13 protein-coding genes (1 of these 13 running past the window's edge) are annotated in these 17,110 nt (G+C 62.8%); 3 read left to right on the forward strand and 10 right to left on the reverse strand.

What is annotated here, in order from left to right:
* Positions 1-8,488, reverse strand: partial view of a putative Ig domain-containing protein gene (locus tag KBY68_RS10070; RefSeq protein WP_255097047.1) — the 5' portion only. 17,387 nt of this gene lie to the left of the window's left edge; 8,488 of the gene's 25,875 nt are visible here — the first part of the coding sequence; the start codon lies at positions 8,486-8,488; its stop codon lies beyond the left edge, outside the window.
* Positions 8,489-8,713: 225 nt separating this feature from the next.
* Here KBY68_RS10070 and KBY68_RS10075 point away from each other — a divergent pair, with 225 nt between their 5' ends.
* Positions 8,714-9,346, forward strand: a complete 633-nt coding sequence (locus tag KBY68_RS10075; protein ID WP_255097048.1) for a class I SAM-dependent methyltransferase — start codon at positions 8,714-8,716, stop codon at positions 9,344-9,346.
* 10 nt (positions 9,347-9,356) lie between these two features.
* Positions 9,357-11,864 carry a tetratricopeptide repeat protein gene (locus KBY68_RS10080; RefSeq protein WP_255097049.1) on the forward strand — a complete coding sequence of 836 codons (2,508 nt, stop codon included), beginning with the start codon at positions 9,357-9,359 and terminating at the stop codon, positions 11,862-11,864.
* 169 nt (positions 11,865-12,033) lie between these two features.
* Here the strand turns inward: KBY68_RS10080 and KBY68_RS10085 are convergent, their stop codons facing one another.
* The 7 genes from KBY68_RS10085 to KBY68_RS10115 all read right to left on the reverse strand — a co-directional run bounded on the left by KBY68_RS10085 (position 12,034) and on the right by KBY68_RS10115 (position 16,095).
* Positions 12,034-12,240 (reverse strand): type II toxin-antitoxin system HicB family antitoxin, encoded by a 207-nt coding sequence (locus KBY68_RS10085; protein WP_255097050.1) that lies wholly within the window; start codon positions 12,238-12,240, stop codon positions 12,034-12,036.
* A 227-nt stretch (positions 12,241-12,467) separates the two neighbouring features.
* The gene (locus KBY68_RS10090; RefSeq protein WP_255097051.1) at positions 12,468-12,857 is read right to left on the reverse strand and encodes a type II toxin-antitoxin system VapC family toxin; all 390 of its coding nucleotides are present in this window, start codon (positions 12,855-12,857) and stop codon (positions 12,468-12,470) included.
* Entirely contained in the window at positions 12,854-13,099 is a 246-nt protein-coding gene (locus KBY68_RS10095; RefSeq protein ID WP_255097052.1) for a FitA-like ribbon-helix-helix domain-containing protein, read from the reverse strand. The genes KBY68_RS10090 and KBY68_RS10095 overlap by 4 nt, the downstream gene beginning before the upstream one ends.
* A 70-nt stretch (positions 13,100-13,169) precedes the next feature.
* Positions 13,170-14,714 (reverse strand): class I SAM-dependent methyltransferase, encoded by a 1,545-nt coding sequence (locus KBY68_RS10100; protein WP_255097053.1) that lies wholly within the window; start codon positions 14,712-14,714, stop codon positions 13,170-13,172.
* A gap of 317 nt (positions 14,715-15,031) precedes the next feature.
* A complete protein-coding gene (locus KBY68_RS10105) occupies positions 15,032-15,211 on the reverse strand; it encodes a PIN domain-containing protein (RefSeq protein WP_255097054.1) in 180 nt (59 codons plus the stop codon).
* Positions 15,208-15,411 carry a hypothetical protein gene (locus KBY68_RS10110; protein WP_255097055.1) on the reverse strand — a complete coding sequence of 68 codons (204 nt, stop codon included), beginning with the start codon at positions 15,409-15,411 and terminating at the stop codon, positions 15,208-15,210. The genes KBY68_RS10105 and KBY68_RS10110 overlap by 4 nt, the downstream gene beginning before the upstream one ends.
* 3 nt (positions 15,412-15,414) lie before the next feature.
* On the reverse strand, positions 15,415-16,095 hold the full coding sequence (locus tag KBY68_RS10115; protein ID WP_255097058.1) for an IS3 family transposase: 681 nt from the start codon (positions 16,093-16,095) through the stop codon (positions 15,415-15,417).
* On the opposite strand from KBY68_RS10115, the gene KBY68_RS12325 reads away from it, so the two are divergent.
* A complete protein-coding gene (locus tag KBY68_RS12325; protein ID WP_255097056.1) occupies positions 16,015-16,203 on the forward strand; it encodes a hypothetical protein in 189 nt (62 codons plus the stop codon). The genes KBY68_RS10115 and KBY68_RS12325 overlap by 81 nt on opposite strands.
* Positions 16,204-16,283: 80 nt before the next feature.
* On the opposite strand, the gene KBY68_RS10125 is transcribed toward KBY68_RS12325, so the two are convergent.
* Together KBY68_RS10125 and KBY68_RS10130 are read right to left on the reverse strand one after the other, a co-directional pair.
* Positions 16,284-16,607: a transposase gene (locus KBY68_RS10125; RefSeq protein ID WP_181926349.1), complete on the reverse strand. Its 324-nt coding sequence runs from the start codon at positions 16,605-16,607 to the stop codon at positions 16,284-16,286.
* Between the two features lie 269 nt (positions 16,608-16,876).
* On the reverse strand, positions 16,877-17,110 hold a 234-nt coding region (locus KBY68_RS10130), incomplete at its 5' end, for a DUF2811 domain-containing protein (protein ID WP_390634988.1).

A 17,110-nucleotide genomic window follows, 5' to 3' on the forward strand; every position in this document is an offset into this window, starting at 1 on the left:
CGGTGAGAGTGTAGCTCTGGCTGGCATTGACACCGGAGCCGTTGCCCGCCGTAACGGTGAAGTTATAAACACCACCGCTGCCTGCTGCCGGAGTGCCACTCAACTCACCAGTGCTTGTCAGGGTCACACCGGTGGGCAGGGGGCCATTGGTGCTGAATCTGGGGGCGGGGTAGCCGCTGGCGGTGAAGTTGAAGCTGCCGGAAGTGCCTGTTTGTACGGTTTTGCTGGCCACGCTCGTGATGGCGGGTGCCTGATTCAACGTCAGCTTGAAGTCCTGGTTGGTGCTTCCGGCGCTATTGGTAGCGGTGATGATTAGGTTGCTGACGCCGCCGGTGCCCGCCACGGGTGTGCCGCTGATCACTCCGGTGGTGGCGTTGAGGGTTAGGCCGCTGGGGAGGGGAGTAGTCCCAGACACGGCGTAGGTGGGCGCGGGGTCCCCGGTCGCAACGACGGTGAAGGGCTTCGCCGTGCCCACGGTGAAGGTGCTAGCGGCGCCGCTAGTGAACGAGGGCGCCGAGCTCCCTTCCACCACCAGGTTGAAGGTCTGCGAGGCGGTGCCCGCCGGGCTGGAGGCCGACAGAATGAACGGGAAGGTGCCCTTGCTGGTGGGGGAGCCGCTCAGCACGCCGGTGGTGGCATCGAGGGTCATCCCCGCAGGCAAACTGCCCACCGTTAGTTCATAGCGGGCGCCCACAGCCTGGGCGCCGAGGTTGGCAAAGAAGGGCAGATTCGCCTTAGCCGAAAATGCCGAATTGGCCGGGAAAGCGGCAAACGCCGGGTCGCTCACCAGGGCCGATTGCACGGTGGCAAAGCTGCCGGTGGGGGCGCCGGTGCCGCCAGCATTTGTGCTGCCCCAGGCACTGATCGAACCGTCGGCCTTCAGCGCCGCAAAGGCAGTGTTAGTGGAAAAGACCTGCGTGAAACCGGTGCCGGTGGGTGCGTTGCTGCCACCGTAGGCAGAACTGCCCCAGGCGCTGATCGAACCGTCGTCCTTCAACGCCGTGAATGCGTTTTTGTTGGAGAAGACCTGCGTGAAACCGGTGCCGGTGGGTGCGTTGCTGCCACCAGCACCAGCGTTGCCCCAGGCACTGATCGAACCGTCGGCCTTCAGCGCCGCAAAGGCTGCGAAATTACTTGCAGACTGGCCGGACCCCGCGCTGTACACAGCCCCGCTGCCCACCCTCTGGTTGGGCAAAATCACCGAAAGTGGCTGTTTCACCTCCAGCGCATACGCCTGGGCCGTAGACCCCACCGCGCTGGTGCTGGTGACGGTGAACGAATAGGTGCCCGCCAGGCCGGAGGGCGTGCCGAACAGGAAACCGGTGGCCGGGTCGAGGGACAAGCCACCCGGCAGGGCGCCGGCGGTGATGCGGTAATAGGCTCCCTGGCTGATGGCGCCCACCTGATAGGCCGCCGGGCCGGCGCCACCGTCGGGGCCGATCGGTGTGCGAAGGTAGGCCGTGGGCAGGTCGCCGGTGGTGCCGGATTGCTGGTACGGGATCGCTGCCCGTGCCGAGCTGACCGTCAGGCCCGTGACTGTGCTTATTGGCGCGCCGGCGCCGCCGTTTACGGTGTTACCCCAGGCCCTCACGCTGCCATCGATTCTTTGGGCCACGAACGAAGTATTGGTCGAGTAAACCGAGGTGAAGCCGGTGCTCATTGACCCCTTACCCCTGCCGCCAAAGTTGGAATTGCCCCACGAGACGAGCGTGCCATCGTTCCTAAGGGCGGTGAACGCCTGTTCGTTGGAATAGATCTGGGTGTAGCCGGTGGCCGATGGCGAGCCCTCAAAGCTGGCGACGTTACCCCAAGATTCAATGGTGCCATTTTTTCTTAGGGCCGCGAAAGCGCTTTTGTTGGAATAGATGGCGGTGAAGTTGATGCCCTTGGGGAAGTTGGTCGCGCCGCCGTTGCTGGTATTACCCCAGGCCGTGAGGGTGCCATCAGATGTCAGCGCGGCGAATGCCGACCCGGTGGCCGCAACGCTGATGAAGTTGCTGCCGCCGGTGAACGGATTATCGCCGGTGTTCGTGGAGCCCCAGGTGGCGATGGTGCCATCGGCGCGCAGCGCCGCAAAGGCGTTGGGGTTGGCATAGATGGCGGTGTAGCTGTTGTTGGTGGGCGCACCGGTGCCGCCAGTGGTGCTGTTGCCCCAGGCGGTGATCGAACCGTCCGACTTCAGCGCCGCGAAAGCGCTGGCGTTGGAAGTGATGGTGACATAGCCGGTGCCGGTGGGCGCGCCGGTGCCGCCATTGCCGGTGGCGCCCCAGGCGACCAGGCTGCCATCGCTCTTCATGGCCACCATGGCTTGGCTGTTGGTGAAGATCTGCGTGTAACCGGTTCCTGTGGGTTCGCCGGTGCCGCCCGCTAGGTCAGCTCCCCAGGTGATGATGCTGCCATCGGCCTTCATGGCGGCGACGGCTGAGCCATTGGAACACAAGCGGGTGAAGCCGGTGCCGGTGGGCGCGCCCAGTGCGCCGTAATCGGTGTTGCCCCACGCCTTGATGGAACCATCGAAACGCAGCGCGGCGAAGGCGCGTGAAGTCTGGGCGATCAGCACATAGCCAGCCTCGGTAGGCACGCCACTCGCCCCGAAGCCGCCATAGGTGCGGTCACCCCAGGTGGTGATCGTGCCATCGGGCCTGAGGGCGGCGAAGGCGCTCTCGTTCAACCCCTGGGTTCCGCTGCTCAGGGTATCGATGCTGGAATACTGGCCAGTGCGCTGGTTGGGCAGCGTGTTGTCGCTCACCTTGATGGTGAAGGTTTGGGCCGCCACGCCCTTGCTATCGCTGGCGGCCAGGGTGAACTGGTAGTTGCCGGGGGTGGTGGGCGTGCCAGTCACACTGCCCTTGATATCAAGATTCATACCGGTGGGCAGGGCACCGGCGATCAGCGCGTAATTCACCGTACCGGGCACAGTCGAAGTCGCGCTCAGGTCGTAGGTGGCGGCTTGGCCGACGGCGTAGTTGGCGTAGCCGATCGGTTTGGTTGGGTTGAAAGTGGGGGCCGCGGCGGAGGTGCTGGCAGCCATAACCGTCAAGGAATAGGCCTGGCTCGATTCGCCGCTGGCGTTGTAGGTGGTAACGGTGAAGTTGGAGGTGCCGGTTTTGGTGGGCGTGCCTTCCAAAAAGCCGGTGGCGACATTGAGGCTGAGTCCGTCAGGCAGACTGCCGCTGGTGATGGCGCTACCCAGGCCAAGGCCCATGTTGGCGCCCACCTGGTAGCCCGCCACGCCATTGATTCCAGCGGCCTGGGTGGCCAGCGGGGTGCCGATTCGGGCAGCCGGCAGGTTGCCGGTCACGCCGAACTGGCGGGCGGGAACCACTGCGGTGGCGTTTTGAATGGATGCGTACGCCACCAGAGACGAGCCGCCATCCATACCTGTACCCCAAAGAGAAACAGTGCCATCGGCCTTCATGGCAACGAAGCCCGCTTGGCGGCTGAAGATCTGGGTGTGGCCGGTGCCGGTGGGCGAGAGACTGCTGGTGGGGCTGTAGTAGCCACCCGAGGAGGCTTTACCCCAAACGGTGATGCTGCCGTCGGCCTTCATGGCGGCGAAGGCATCTCTGTTGGAGTAGATGGTGGTGAAGCCGGTGCCCGTGGGCACGCCGGTGCCACCGCTATCGGTGGTGCCCCACGAGACGATGGATCCGTCGGCCTTCAGCGCCGCGAAAGATCCGAAGGTGGAAAAGACCTGGGTAAAGCCGGTGTCTGTGGGTGTGGCGAAGCCAATGGTACCCGAGGCGCCCCACGAGACGAGGGAGCCATCGGTTTTCATGGCGGCAAAACCTTTCTCGGTGGACCAGACATCGACAAAGCCGATCCCTGTTGGCCCGTTGGTTCCGCCATGGTTGCTGTTGCCCCACACGGCAATGCTGCTATCGATTTTGAGCGCCGCGTAGGAGCCATTATTGGCAAAGATCCTGGTGTAGCCGGTGCCCGTGGGCGCGTTGCTACCGCCGGAATTGGTGTTGCCCCAGGCGGTGATGCTGCCGTCGGCTTTGAGCGCCGCATAGGCACCGCCGTTGGGAGTAATGCTGGTATAGCCGCTGCCAGTAGGAGTACCCACCACACCCAGCGAACTGCCCCAGCTGGAGATACTGCCGTCGGCCTTGAGGGCGGCAAACCCATTTTGTGTCGAATATATTTTGGTATGGCCGGTGCCCGTGGGCGCGTTGCTATTGCCGGAATTGGTGTTGCCCCAGGCGGTGATGCTGCCGTCGGCCTTGAGGGCGGCGAACGAATATTGTGAAGCGTAGATCTTGGTGTAACCGCTGCCAGTGGGCTCGCCAGTGCCACCGTTACTGCTACCCCAAGCTTCGATGCTGCCATCATATTTAAGGGCGGCATAGGCATCCAAGTTGGAGGTGATCTGGGTGTAGCCGGTGCCGGTGGGTTCGCCTGTGCCGCCAAAAATACCTTGGCCCCAGGAGTGGACGCCGCCGTTGGCAGTAAGGCCGGCAAAGGCCCCCCCGTTGGCGTATTCCGCGCCCGAGCCGATGCTGTAAACGGCACCCGCGCCCTGGCGCTGGTTGGGCAGCAGCGAACTTTCCACCCTGAGGTTGAAGTTTTGGGTGATGCTGCCGGCAGCGCTGGTGGCGTTAATCGTGAGCGGGAAGCTGCCCGGTTCGGCCGGGTTGCCGTAGATCCAGCCGGTGGCAGCATCGAGCTTCAAGCCGACGGGCAGGGTGCCGCTGGTGATGGTGAAGTTGAGGCCATCGCCCTGAATGCCCAGGAACACCTGCGATTGCTGTGTCTGATTGACACTGAGGCTGACTGGCGCGCCGGCGGATTGCGGGAAGTAAGGCGCTGACAGCGTGGGCGACTGCACGGTGAGGAAGTTGCCGGTGGGTGCGCCGGTGCCGCCAGCCAGGGATGAGCCCCACGAATAGAGCGTGCCATCGCTCTTGCGGGCGGTAAAGGCTGTGCCCGAGCTGGTGATTTCCACCCAGCCGGTGCCGGCAGGCCCGTTGGTGCCACCTGCGAGGGTGCTGCCCCACACGGTGACGGTGCCGTCGGCCTTGATGGCGGCAAAGGCGCCTTGGCTGCTGAAAATGTTGGTGTAGCCGATGCCCGCAGGGGCTAAAGAGGTGTTACCTTCGCCGGTATTGCCCCACACCTTGATGGAGCCATCGGCCTTCATGGCCGCGAACGAGTTGAGGGTGCTATAGACCTGCACAAAGCCGGTGCCGGTGGGCGCGTTGGAGCCGCCAAAGTTCGAGTTGCCCCAGGAGGCAAGCGAGCCGTCCTGTCGGATCGCCACGAATGCGGAGGAGTTGCCGTAGATCTGGCGGTAGCCGCTGTCGGTGGGGGCCTTCAGGTAGGCCGGGGCGGTAGCCAAGGTGGCGCCGCCGAAGGCCGAATCGCCCCAGGCATAGATGTTGCCATTGGCGTCGATCGCCGCCATGGCCCGGCTGGTGTTGACAATATCCACTAAGCCAGAGCTCGTGGGTCTGCCTGTACCGCCGGTATTGGTAGCAGTACCAGTCGAACCCCAGGCGGTGATTTCGCCCTTTGAGTCGGTGGTCGCGAATGCGCCGTAGGAGGCGGTGCCTGACTGGTTATCGTTGACGGTGACGCGGGGAGCGAACGCCGTGGTGGCAGAAAGGGCGCTTGTGCCGATGCTGTTGGCGTTGCCCCAGGACCTGATCGTGCCATCGATCTTTTGCGCCGCGAAGCCGCCACCGTTGGCGTAAATGCGGATGTAGCCGGTGCCTGTGGGTGAGGCAGCGCTGGTGGCGCTAAAGGTGCCACCGTTGGCGGTGTTGCCCCAGGCGGTGATGCTGCCATCATTTTTGATGGCAGCAAAGGCGTCTCGGCTGGCCGAAATCATCTGGTAGCCGGTGCCCGTCGGCTCGCCGGTACCGCCGTTGCCTGTAAAGCCCCACGAGAAAATCGAGCCGTCGTTTTTGAGCGCGGCGAAGGCCTTCTCGTTGGACGTAATGACGGTGTAGCCGGTGCCGGTGGGCGCATCGGCTTGCTTGCCGCCGTTGGCGGTGTTGCCCCACACCGACACCGAGCCGTCCTTGGTGAGCGCCGCGAAAGCGCTGAGGTTGCGGAACTGCTCGCCGGTGGCACCAAGGGCATTGGGGCCGCCGAGGCTGGTGCCCGTGCCCGGGCGCTGGCCGGGCAGGGTGTTGCTGGGGCTCCCATCCAGCTTGAGAAGCTGCATGGTGATGCCCGCGGCGTTGCTGGCCGTGACATTGACGTATTGGTCCACCGCGGTGCCGATGCCCACCTTGCCGCTAATCTCGCCGGTGGTGGTATCGAAGCTCAGGCCCGGCGGCAACACCCCATTGGTGCCAATCACCAGATTCTTAATGGTGTGGAAGTTGTTATTGCTGGCGCCGGTGGTGCCCGTGAGGCTGAAGGCCCACAACGACTTATCGGTGGTTTGCCAATTGGTAAAAGTTCCGGCGTCGGACACCAATACATTGTTGATCCACACCTGCACGCGCCCCTCGGCGCTCATTGCCAACCTGACGGGTAAGTAGGGACTGCTACTTGCATACAGAGTGGCGGTGAAAGGGTTGGGGATGGTGGCGGCGGGACTTAATAAAGTGTCACCTGCATAAACAGCCACCTGCAAGTTGGCATTGCTGGTGCCAACGAGTTCAGTGAGGTTGACCCGCAGGCCCCTGGTGGTGTCGCCAGGGGCGCCGTAGTTGAAGCTGATGCCGCCGCCGCCAACCGTGGTGGTGCCGCCGCCCACCTTGTAGTCGAAGCTGGCGGAAAACGCCGTGGGGTTCTGGGTGCCCTGGACCAGGAATTGAACCATGCCGGTCTGGCTAGCTATATTTTGCGACAGCTCCAAGGTGCCTGCATTGAACCTGGAAGAGCCGTTGATACCGGACCCGTCTGCCAGGGTGCCGGCGTTGGCCAGCGTGGTGCTGATGAAGGTCTGGGGCGCCACGCTGTAGGTGGTCGCGCCTAGGGCGCCGGGGGCCGCGATCGCAATGGTGGTGGGCACCCCGGGCAGCACCGGATTGCTGGCCGGGCTGGTGAAGTTGGGCCCGCCGGAGGCGAGGTTCAGCTTGATTTGTTGGGAGGTGGCGCCATCGGCATTGGTGGCCACCACGTTGAACACCTGGGTGCCGGCGAGAGCGGTGGTGGCGGGGGTGCCGCTGATGGTGCCGCTGGAATCGAGGCTTAGGCCCGTGGGCAGCACGCCATTGGAAACGATCGATAGGTTGTCGATCGTGTGGCTACTTTGGTTGCTGGAGCCGTTGCTGGCACCCATGGCGAACTGCCAATTGGACCGGTCGGCGGCATTCACCTTGCCGGCCAGGTTCATATAGAGGAGCCGGGTGCCGTCGTAGCTGACGGTGAGGAAGTTGGCGCCGTCGAGCTTGATTTCTACCGGCTTGGCCCCGTTGCCCAAGGTGATGGGTGCCGCGCCGATGAATATGCCGTTCCAGCGCACCTCGATTTGTGCGGGTGCTGTGTTGCCACCTGTCCTAAGGTAGGGATCTAACAGGCTGACCACGAGGCCGTTGCTGGTGATCATGCCGATTGGGCTGCCTGTATTGGCGCTGAGCACGCCGTAGTTGAAGCTGGTTCCGAATCCGGTGTTACCAGTGGCGGTGACATTGGCAGCGGTGTAGTCGAAAGATGCGGTGAAGGAGCCGGGGCTACTGGCGCCCAGCATGGGCAGAACGATCGAGCCGGCAGTATTGGCGGTGGCCGGGTTGAGTACGCACGCGCCGCCATTGGTTGAGGCCGAGCCTCTGGTGATCCACTCCGAGGGAAGGGTTGCGAAATCAGAGGCAAAAAAGGTCTTTTGAGCAATCGAATAGGTTGTCGATCCGGTAGCCCCCAGAGCAAACGATCCCTTCACACCCGTGATGAAATCGGCGCTGTCAGAGCTGGTGAACACCGGTGCCGCCAAGATCAGGCCCGATTGGTCCCAGGCCTGGCAGAAGCGTTCGCTGGTTGCCGCAATCGGCCCGCTCCGATAGGCCAGCGTTAAATCACCGCCCAGGGCGGCCGAACCGGTGGGGGTGACACTGGCGGCCACCGCGGCCCCCGTGAGTGCCGCGAGCCCATCAACCAAACTGCGCCCCTCGCTCGAGGCCGCCACGCAGCAGCCGTAAAGCAGGATCTCGGCCCCGGAAGCCAGGTGCTGGCGCCAGCCGGCCAGGTCATCCGCCCGCTCCGCCAGGGTGGTAGTGCTGTTCCGCTGTCCCGCCAAGAGCAGCGCGCCCGGTTCGCCGTGGCTGATGACGCGAACGACCGCGGCGCCCGGATGGGCGGCCAGGGCAGCGCCGATCTGGCCAATCCCATCGCGGCCCGCCTCCAGCACCACCACCCGCGCGCCGGCGAGCTCCTCTGGCGGCACGGAACCGGCTAGCTCGGCGCTGAGCAGTACTAGGTCGAAGGGGGCGCCGGCTGGCGGCGGCGCAGCGGCCGTACCGCCAGTTTTGGCGGCATAGAGGTCAGAAGCCCCTTTACCCTGGCTGGAGGGCAAGGCGGTAACGGCTTCGGACATCATACAATTTAATTAGTTATTTATAGCTGGTCATCACTGCAGGCTGGTGGCCCTAGCCATTAGCCATGGTTATCGTTCGGACAGCAATTTGCCGAATTGCTTTATATGCACATTTGCATTCACATTCAATTAAATATAATAGTTTGCCGTATAAATATGATCTATTTTGTGTTGTAAATGCACAACTTCTGTTAGGATTTTAAAATTGTCTGTCACTAGTCCCCCATGGTCGACGTCGTGACACAGCAGAGACGGGTCCTGAATGTGGGCGGCCAGTCCCACGGCATCCCCCTACCTGCCCCCTACGCATCGTTCGAGCAGGTTCTGCTTGATCTCGATCCCGGGGTCGGCGCCGACATCGTGCTCGACGTGAGAGAGCTCACCAGCCTGGAGCCGCAGCAATTTGATGCCATCTATTGCTCCCACAACCTCGAGCATGTGCGCCAGCACGAAGTGCCCGTGGTGCTGGCCGGCTTTCGCCATGTGCTCAAGCCCGGCGGCCTGGCCCACATCATCGTGCCCGATCTCCAGGAGCTGATGCTCGCCTGCGTCCAGCAAGGCATCGACCTCGATGGCCTGCTCTACGAATCGCCCATGGGTCCGATCACCCCGCTCGATGTGCTATTCGGCCACGGCGGCATGATCGCCCAAAGCGGCCAGGATTATTACGCCCATCGCACCGGCTTCAGCAGCCGCACCCTCGCCAATGTGGTGGAAGCCAGTGGCTTCAGCCCGATGTTCTGCCAGCAGGGCAACCTGGAGCTCAACCTGATCACCTTCAACGGCGATCCGGACCCCGAACTCGCGGCCCTATTTAATCTGCCCCTCGACAGCCCAGAGCCGTCAGCAGGCTTCTAGGGAATCGGCGATGGCTTCCGTGCCAAACGGCCCTCTGGCCGCAGCGATTGCCCTGCATCAGCAGGGTCAGTTGGAGCAGGCGCGCCAAGGCTATGGAGCGATTCTGGCCCGCGATCCCCATAGCGCTGCGGCCCATCACTACCTGGGGTTGCTGGAGCACCAGAGGGGCAACCCCGGGCCCGCGCTCGAGCACCTGCAAACAGCGGTGCAAAGCGAAGCGGCTGAGCCCTTCTACTGGGTGAACCTGGGCAACCTGCTCAAGGATCTGCAACGGCCCCAGGAGGCCGAGGCGGCCTACCAGCGCGCCCTGGCCCAGGAACCCGGCGACGCCCTGGCCCTCTATAACTTGGGCCATCTCTACCAGCTCTATGGCCGCTGGAGTGAGGCGGCCGCCAGCTTTGGCCAGGCCACAGCCGCCCAGGCCAACTTCGTGCTCGCCTGGCAAAAGCTCGCCGCCATGGAGCTGCGCGCTAACCGGCGCGACCAGGCCCTGGCGGCGGCCGAACGGGCCATGGCCCTGGCGCCCGATGACGCGGCGAGCTGGTTTCACTTAGCGGATGCCCAGGGGCGCTTCGCGCGTTGGCCCGAGTCCATCCAGGCCCTAGAGCGCTGCCTGGCCCTGCAACCGCAGTTTGCCGAGGCGTGGAACAACCTCGGTCTGGCGCGCAAGAACCAAGGGGACCTAGCCGGGGCAGCGGCCGCCCTGAAAACCGCCCTGGAGCTGGCCCCGCCCAGCGATCCGGCCAATGCCTCGCTGGCGGCCGAAACCTGTTCCAACCTGGCCCAGGTCGAGCTCGACGGCCACCAGCTCCAGGCCGCCCAGCAGTGGAGTGGGCGGGCGCTGGCCTTGGATCCCCAAAACGCCCAGGTGCAGTTCACCAAGGGCAACGTGCTCAATGCCCTGGGCCAGTACGAGCTGGCAGCTTCGGCGTTGCGCCGGGCCCTAGAGCTCCAGAGCGATTTTCCCGAGGCCCTCAACAATCTCGGCAACATCCTGCTCAACCTGCGGCGCCACAGCGAGAGCATTGCCACCTTTGAACGGGCCATTTCCCAGCGCAGCGATTACGCCGAGGCCCTCGCCAACCTGGCCAATGCCCAGCGGGAAGCCAGCTTTCCCGACCTGGCCGAAAAGGCCCTGCTGGAAGCGATTCGGATCAATCCCGAGTTCGCCGCTGCCCACTCCAACCTGGGCAATGCCTATTTCGACCAGGGCGAGGTGGATCTGGCCCTGGAGAGCTACCACCGTGGCATCGACCTGGGCCAGGACGACCGCGATTTTGTGCCCAACTATCTGTTCGCCCTCAACTACAGCCCCAGCGCCAGCGATGCCCACCTGGCCGCCGAGGCCCGGCGCCTGGCCCAGGCCAAATTCGACGCCTTAGGCAGCGGGGCCCTTGCCCTGGCACCAGCTCCAATCGGCGCGCGCCGGCTGAGGCTGGGCTATGTGTCGCCCGATTTCTGGATGCATCCGGTGGCGCGCTTCCTGCTGCCGGTGCTGGAGCACCACGACCAGAGCCAATTTGAGATCTTCGCCTACTCATCGCGCTATCTCAAGGATGGCTTCACCAGCGAGATTGCCAAGCACATCGAGCACTGGCGCGATGTCCACCCGCTCGATGATGCATCCCTGGCCGATCTCATCCGCGCCGATGGCATCGACCTGCTGATCGACCTCACCATGTATGCCCGCGATTGCCGCCCGGGCCTGTTCGCCCGCAAGCCGGCACCGGTGCAGATCACCTACCTGGCCTATGTGGGCACCACCGGCCTGGCCGCCATGGATTACCGCATCACCGATGCAGTGCTCGATCCACCCGAGGGCGGGCCGCTGCCCTTCAGCGAGCAGCCCCTGCGGCTGCCGCGCTGCTGGTGGAGTTTTGCCGTGCCGCCGCCGATGGTGCCGATCCCGGCGGTGGTGCCACCCCCCTCCCTGGTCAGCGGCGTGGTCAGCTTCGGCAGCCTGAATAACTTCGTGAAGGTGAACGAAGGGTTGCGGGAGCTGTGGGCCCAGCTGGTGGCCAGCGTGCCCGGCTCGCGGCTGCTGCTGCACATCAAGGAAACCCGGGCCCGCCTGGGCTTGCTGGAGTTCTTCGCCGAGCGCGGGGTTTCGAGCGATCGAATCAGCCTGATCGGCTATCAGAACGGGCCCGATTACATGGCCACCTACGGCCAGATCGATATCGCCCTCGATACCTCCCCCTTTGCCGGTGGCACCACCAGCTTCGATGCCCTCTGGATGGGGCTGCCCCTGGTGACCCTGGCGGGCGAACGCAGCTCCAGCCGCGGCGGCGCCAGCATCCTCACCAGCCTGGGCCGGCCCGACTGGATCGCCCGCAGCCCCGAGCAGTACATCGCCATCGCCCAACGCCTCGCCGCCGATCCCCAAGCGCTGGCGACAATTCGCAGCGGCCTGCGCGCCAAACTGCAGGCCTCGCCCCTGATGGATAACGCCGGCTTTACCCGGGAGCTCGAAGCGCTCTACCGGCAGGCGTGGGACAAGCGGAGTGGGGCCGCGTGAGCTTTCAGGAGCATCAATTCAGAACAAAACTCCGCAACGAATTGGCATCAGCCGCAATCTTTCTCCAGTTGATTGCAGTTGTTTGAATCAGCGAAGGCTCAAAGACAATCCAAGAACTTCCCGCACATCAACTTGAGCCTGCTGCAGCTAACCAGACAGGTGCGGCAGCTTAGGCATGGGCAGCCACGCTGAACAGGGTCACCAGGGGATGGCCCTTCACACCAGCAGGGAACTCCTCGAGGTAGAGCGAGGTGGCTTCGCGCAGGTTGGCGAGGGCCTCCTCGATGGACTCTCCCTCCGTTGTCGTGCCCGTCTCGGGATTAAAGGCCACATACCCGCCTTCCTCAGCGGGGGTGAGCACAGCAGTGAGTTCCATCGGCTCTGGGGAGATGCTCTCAGTCTGGGGTTGGCCGGATCAGTTTGGTTGGAGCACTGCGGATCCCAGCACCCCCAAGCGGCGCAGCAGCGGCAGGCAGCGGCGGCGAAAGTCGTCGGCCTGACTAGACGTAGTTCATCTTGACGTGACCACCACCCTGCTTAACGTGGCCAGCCTGCTGATCGCAGCGTCCTTGTTACCCGTGCGGGTGTTGCGGCGATGAAGATTCAGAGCAGGGGTCTGGTCAAGTCAGGGAAGGCCTTGAGCAGGTCGCGATCGGCTGTAACGAGAAGGGAATCGAGTTGTTGCGCCGCTGCGACAAATTCACAGTCGTAGGCACTGCAACCGCTGCTGGCTGCCAACCACAGCACGGCCTCGGATTGCACCGGCTCCTCATGGCCAATCACCAGGGTTTCGGCCTGCTCTTGCAGGGCAATCACCTGCTCAAGGCTGAGGCTGCCGCGTCGCAGGTAACCACACAGCACATTGCGCCATTCACTCCGCCACAACGGCGGAGCCGCCCAGGAGGGATGCGCTTCCAGCAAGGCTTCTGCGGCAGCGGTTTGGGGTCCCTGTAGTAGCAAATAGGCCACCACATTGGTGTCGACCACGATCACGGGCGGCCCTCCGCCATGAAGGCCTCGATTGTGGTCGGCTCAAAATCGCTAGTCCCTAGCGTTTGCCGTAACGCCCGGATCTCACGCAAGCGGTCCTGCACTGGAGCGGATCCAGCGGCAAGACCAGCCTCCAGGCAGACGATGGCTTCGTTGTTGAGGCTGCGGCGATGGTGCCTGGCAGCGGCGCTGAGGCGCGCATGCAGGGCTTCGGGCAGGTTTTTGAGCGTGAGGCTTTTGGCCATCCCAGCAGCCGGCAGTTGGGTATGGAACCATTATGGATCCATTCTGGTTGCGCACTCCTGGGCCAGCTCCTCAAGCCTGCCGCTCCAGCACCCCCAGGCGGCGCAGCAAAGGCAGGCAGCGGCGGCGAAAGTCGTCGGCCACGCGCTCCAGATCGGCTGGGCGCTGGCTCTCCGGCACGGGCTGCCCATCGCGCAGCAGAGGTTGGTCCAGGGCCCGCAGTCGGGCATCGATCGCCCCAGCTAGGCCTGCTTCGCTGCAGCCCTGGTTGAGGGCGTTGAGGGCAAGGAGCTCCATCGCCGTCAGCCTGTGGAGGTTGCCGCTCAGCGGGCAGGCCAGGGCGCTGTAGTTGGCACCGGCGGCGACACTGGCGGCGATGTGGGCGTTGAAGCGTTGGCTGGGGACCCGATCCCGCTCAGCCGGCACCAGCGCCACCGCATTGCGGCCCAGCAAGAGGGACACGGTCGGCACAAGCGAGAGCTGGGGCGTGCCAGGGGGAATCAAGCGACCGAGCTCGACCAGGGAGCGGGGCCCATCCTGCAGGCCCGCAAGCAGGGCCCGAATCCAGTCGCGGTTGGCCTGGATCTCGCCCCAGGCAAGGGGAAAGCGATGGCTGGTCTCGTCGACTAGGGCCTCTGGATCCAACAGGCTGCACAGCCGCACCTGCTCGAGGGCGGCCGAAGCCTCCAGGGGCCAAAGGGGGTCCAGCCCCTTGACATACACATCGCGGCGGAACGCCTGGTTGGTGAGCAGGTCGCGCACCAGCTCCCGCAGGGCTGGATCGCTCTGGCGTTGGATCTGCTGCTGGCCGGGCACCGGCAGCAGCCCCTCAAAGTTCTCGCCCAGGTTGGCGCTGCCGAGGTAGCCCAAGCCCAACTCGCGCAGGGGCTCGATCACCTGGTTGGCATAGAGCGGCTGCCAGTGGCTGTTGTTGTATTCGTGCAGCAGGTAGGTGGGATCCAGCTTGCCCAAACCATCGAGGCGCAGCGCCAGATCCCGCTGGGTGCCAAAAACCTGGGCATTGGCCTGGCGAAGACCTTGAAACAGGTCCCGGGCGCCCTCGAGCGCCGGCATGCCATCCCCGAGCGTGGCCTGCAAACTGCTGACGCAGTGCTGGAACGGCAGCATCGGCAGCCAGCCGGGCAGGGTGTTGTACGAGAGAAAAAAGAGGCCGCCGGGACGCAGGGCCCGTTCAGCCAGACGCATCAAGCTGAGGCGGACCTCCGGGGCGACCCAACTCAGGATCCCGTGGGCCACGGTGAAATCGAAGTCGCCCCAAGCAATCACGCCATCTGCGGCCTGCTCCAGCTCGAGGAAATCGGCCTGCTCAAAACGCACGTTGCCCAGGCCGCTCGCCGCCGCCAGGGAGCGGGCGTGGGCGATGTGCTGGGCGTTGAAGTCGATACCGAGGAAGCGGGCCTGGGGATAGTTCGCCGCTTGCAGGCAGAGGTTGTAGCCCTGGCCGCAGCCGAGCTCGAGCAGTTGGAAGGGGCCAGAGATCTCCGGAGGCCGGTGCCGGTTCAGCAGGGCCAGGAACGCCAGTCGTTCCGGCGAGGGTTCGCTTTGGGCGTCATAGGTGTAGCCGGCTCCCGTGAAATAGCCGTGGCGAAGGGTCATGGGCTGTGGGGGACTGCTGGGCTCGGTTCAGCCCACTGTGGGGCTCCCTACTGGTCGTTCTATTTGACGGAGCCCATGGGGATCCACTCGAACGGGAGCGTTACCGAGACCTCCCCCAGCACCAGGCGTAACGATGCGCGGTGAGGAGTGGCGTCAGCGCCGTCAGTGTTGTTCAACCGCGACGCCATTTGATTCAAGTCATTCTCTACGAGATCAGGTTGGGGGTAGTGGCGGCCGACCTGGCGGCAGGCCTGGCCCAGGCTGCTGGCCCGTTGCCAGAGATCCGCTGGTGTGGCCAGGCAGGGCAAGGTTGCAAACTAGGCCTCCAGCAGGCGGGCCTCCTGCAGCCTGGCTGAACGCAGCAACTCGAATCGCACGGGCTCAGCCAAGTGGCAGGCCGGATCCAGCACAAAGGGGGCGATGCATTGCTTCAGGGGCAAGGGGCTGCGGGCCCGGGTGAAGTCGATCCAGAGGCTTGTATCGAGCAGCAGGGTCACAGGACCAACTCCTGGTCCCGTTGGCGGTCTCGCTGCTGATCGGCTTCAAAGCTCTCCAGCTCCACGCCCCACTCGCCGCTGAGGAAGCGCTGGGCAATTTGAGCCCGCCGCCGCTGCTGCAAAGCCTCTGCCATCAAACGCCGAATGGCAGGATGAGCTTCCCCCGCTTTTGTGGACAGTCCTTCAGGCCGCCATCTCATACATTATACGGTCTTTACGAGTCCGTTCTTCGTACTAAACGGGCTGAGATAGTTAATGCTTGAATGACGGCGTTCTCGATTGTAATAACCCTCAATCCAATAGGCGGTTTCACGCTGCAGCTCCCAGGTGTTGAGCAATATTTTGCTGTTGTCATCAAGGTCATTTTCTAGTTTATAAGTAGAGAAGAAGCTCTCCATTGCTGCATTATCCCAGCAGTTACCCTTGCCAGACATACTGCAGCTGATCTTTTTTGCCTTCAGTAGCTCCTGGTATTTCCCTCCGGTATATTGACTTCCTTGGTCGGTATGTATAAGCAATTGGTCGGGATTTATCTTTCGTAAACCCAGGGCGCGGTTGAGGGCTTCTGTTACCAGTTTGGCCTCCATACTGCTGCCAAGTATCCAGCCGACTATGCGTCTGGAATACAAATCCATCCACACCGCCAAGTAACGCCAGCCTTCGCAGGTGCGCACATAGGTGATATCACCACACCAATAGCGGTTTGGTTCTGATGGGTTGAACTGGCGATCAAGCAGGTTCTCGGCGACTTTACTATCAATTTCTGGCTTAGAGCAGGCCCGAAACCGCTTGCGGCATCTGGCTTGCATACCCTGCCTCTTCATGAGCCTCTCGACCCGTTTACGGCTGATATGCCGGCCATTTTCACGCAGTTCCTGGTGGATCCGAGGGGAGCCATAACGGCGGCGATGGGTTTTGAATACCAGCTCAATATCCGCAGCAATCTCCTAATCCTGCTGGGCTCTTTTGCCTGGGTTACTTTGCCGCTGTAGCCAGCTGTAGTAACCACTACGGGCCACGTTTAGCTTCTTGACCATCCACAGAATCGGGAACTGATCCTGCAATTGCTGGATCAACCGAAACCTTTCTGCGGCAACTGCTCCCGGGCAAAGTGTGCTGCCGCCAGCTTGAAAAAATCTTTTTCTCTCCTCAGTTCACGATTCTCCTTGCGGAGCCTGCTTAGTTCTTCTCGTTCGGCGCTATTAAGCAAACCATGATCAACAGGCAGGGCCTCCCCACGGTCTATGCGGGCCTGTCGCACCCAGCGGGAAAGGATGCTGGGATGAAGGTCAAGCCGTTTGGCTACTTGGCTGCAAGGAAGGTTCTCCTTGATGCAGAGTTCAACGGCCTCAGCCCTCTGCTCATCGGTGTAACGGCGCCGGGGCCGCGTGGTCATTGGGTTCATGATGTTTTGGTCGGTCAGTGTAGTGGAGACTCTTGACTGACTGTCCTTGAAAACGGGGGAGGTTCAATACCAAATCAGGTTGTTTCCAGCAACGAATTGATCTGCTCCAGCGTTTTGGATATGAAGCTGAATGGCGGAGTGGGGTAATCAGGCCTGTATTTAACGGTGCTAAATAACGATTCGTAATAGCGATTCGCAATAGGGATTGTTGTTTGAAACCCTTGGCCTAGAGAACTCCCCCTTTCCGCATTAAAAAGAGGTCATCTTTGTTGGACTTGTGCCTGGGTTTGCCGTGGCCGTTGGAATAAACCATTTAGGTAGTGCTGTACTACTGCTGGTTCCTTGCTGCCCTGTTGAAATAGGAATGCTGCCACCGACGCTTGGACCAGGCGGTATTGATCCCATTCAGGGTGTTGTTGGATAAAAACTGCCATTGCATTGAATAAATCTTCTGGAAATTCGTTTTCCACACTCACATGGGCTTGCATCAAATC

The sequence above is a fragment of the Synechococcus lacustris Maggiore-St4-Slac genome (genome assembly GCF_024345595.1).
Lineage (GTDB): Bacteria > Cyanobacteriota > Cyanobacteriia > PCC-6307 > Cyanobiaceae > Synechococcus_D > Synechococcus_D lacustris.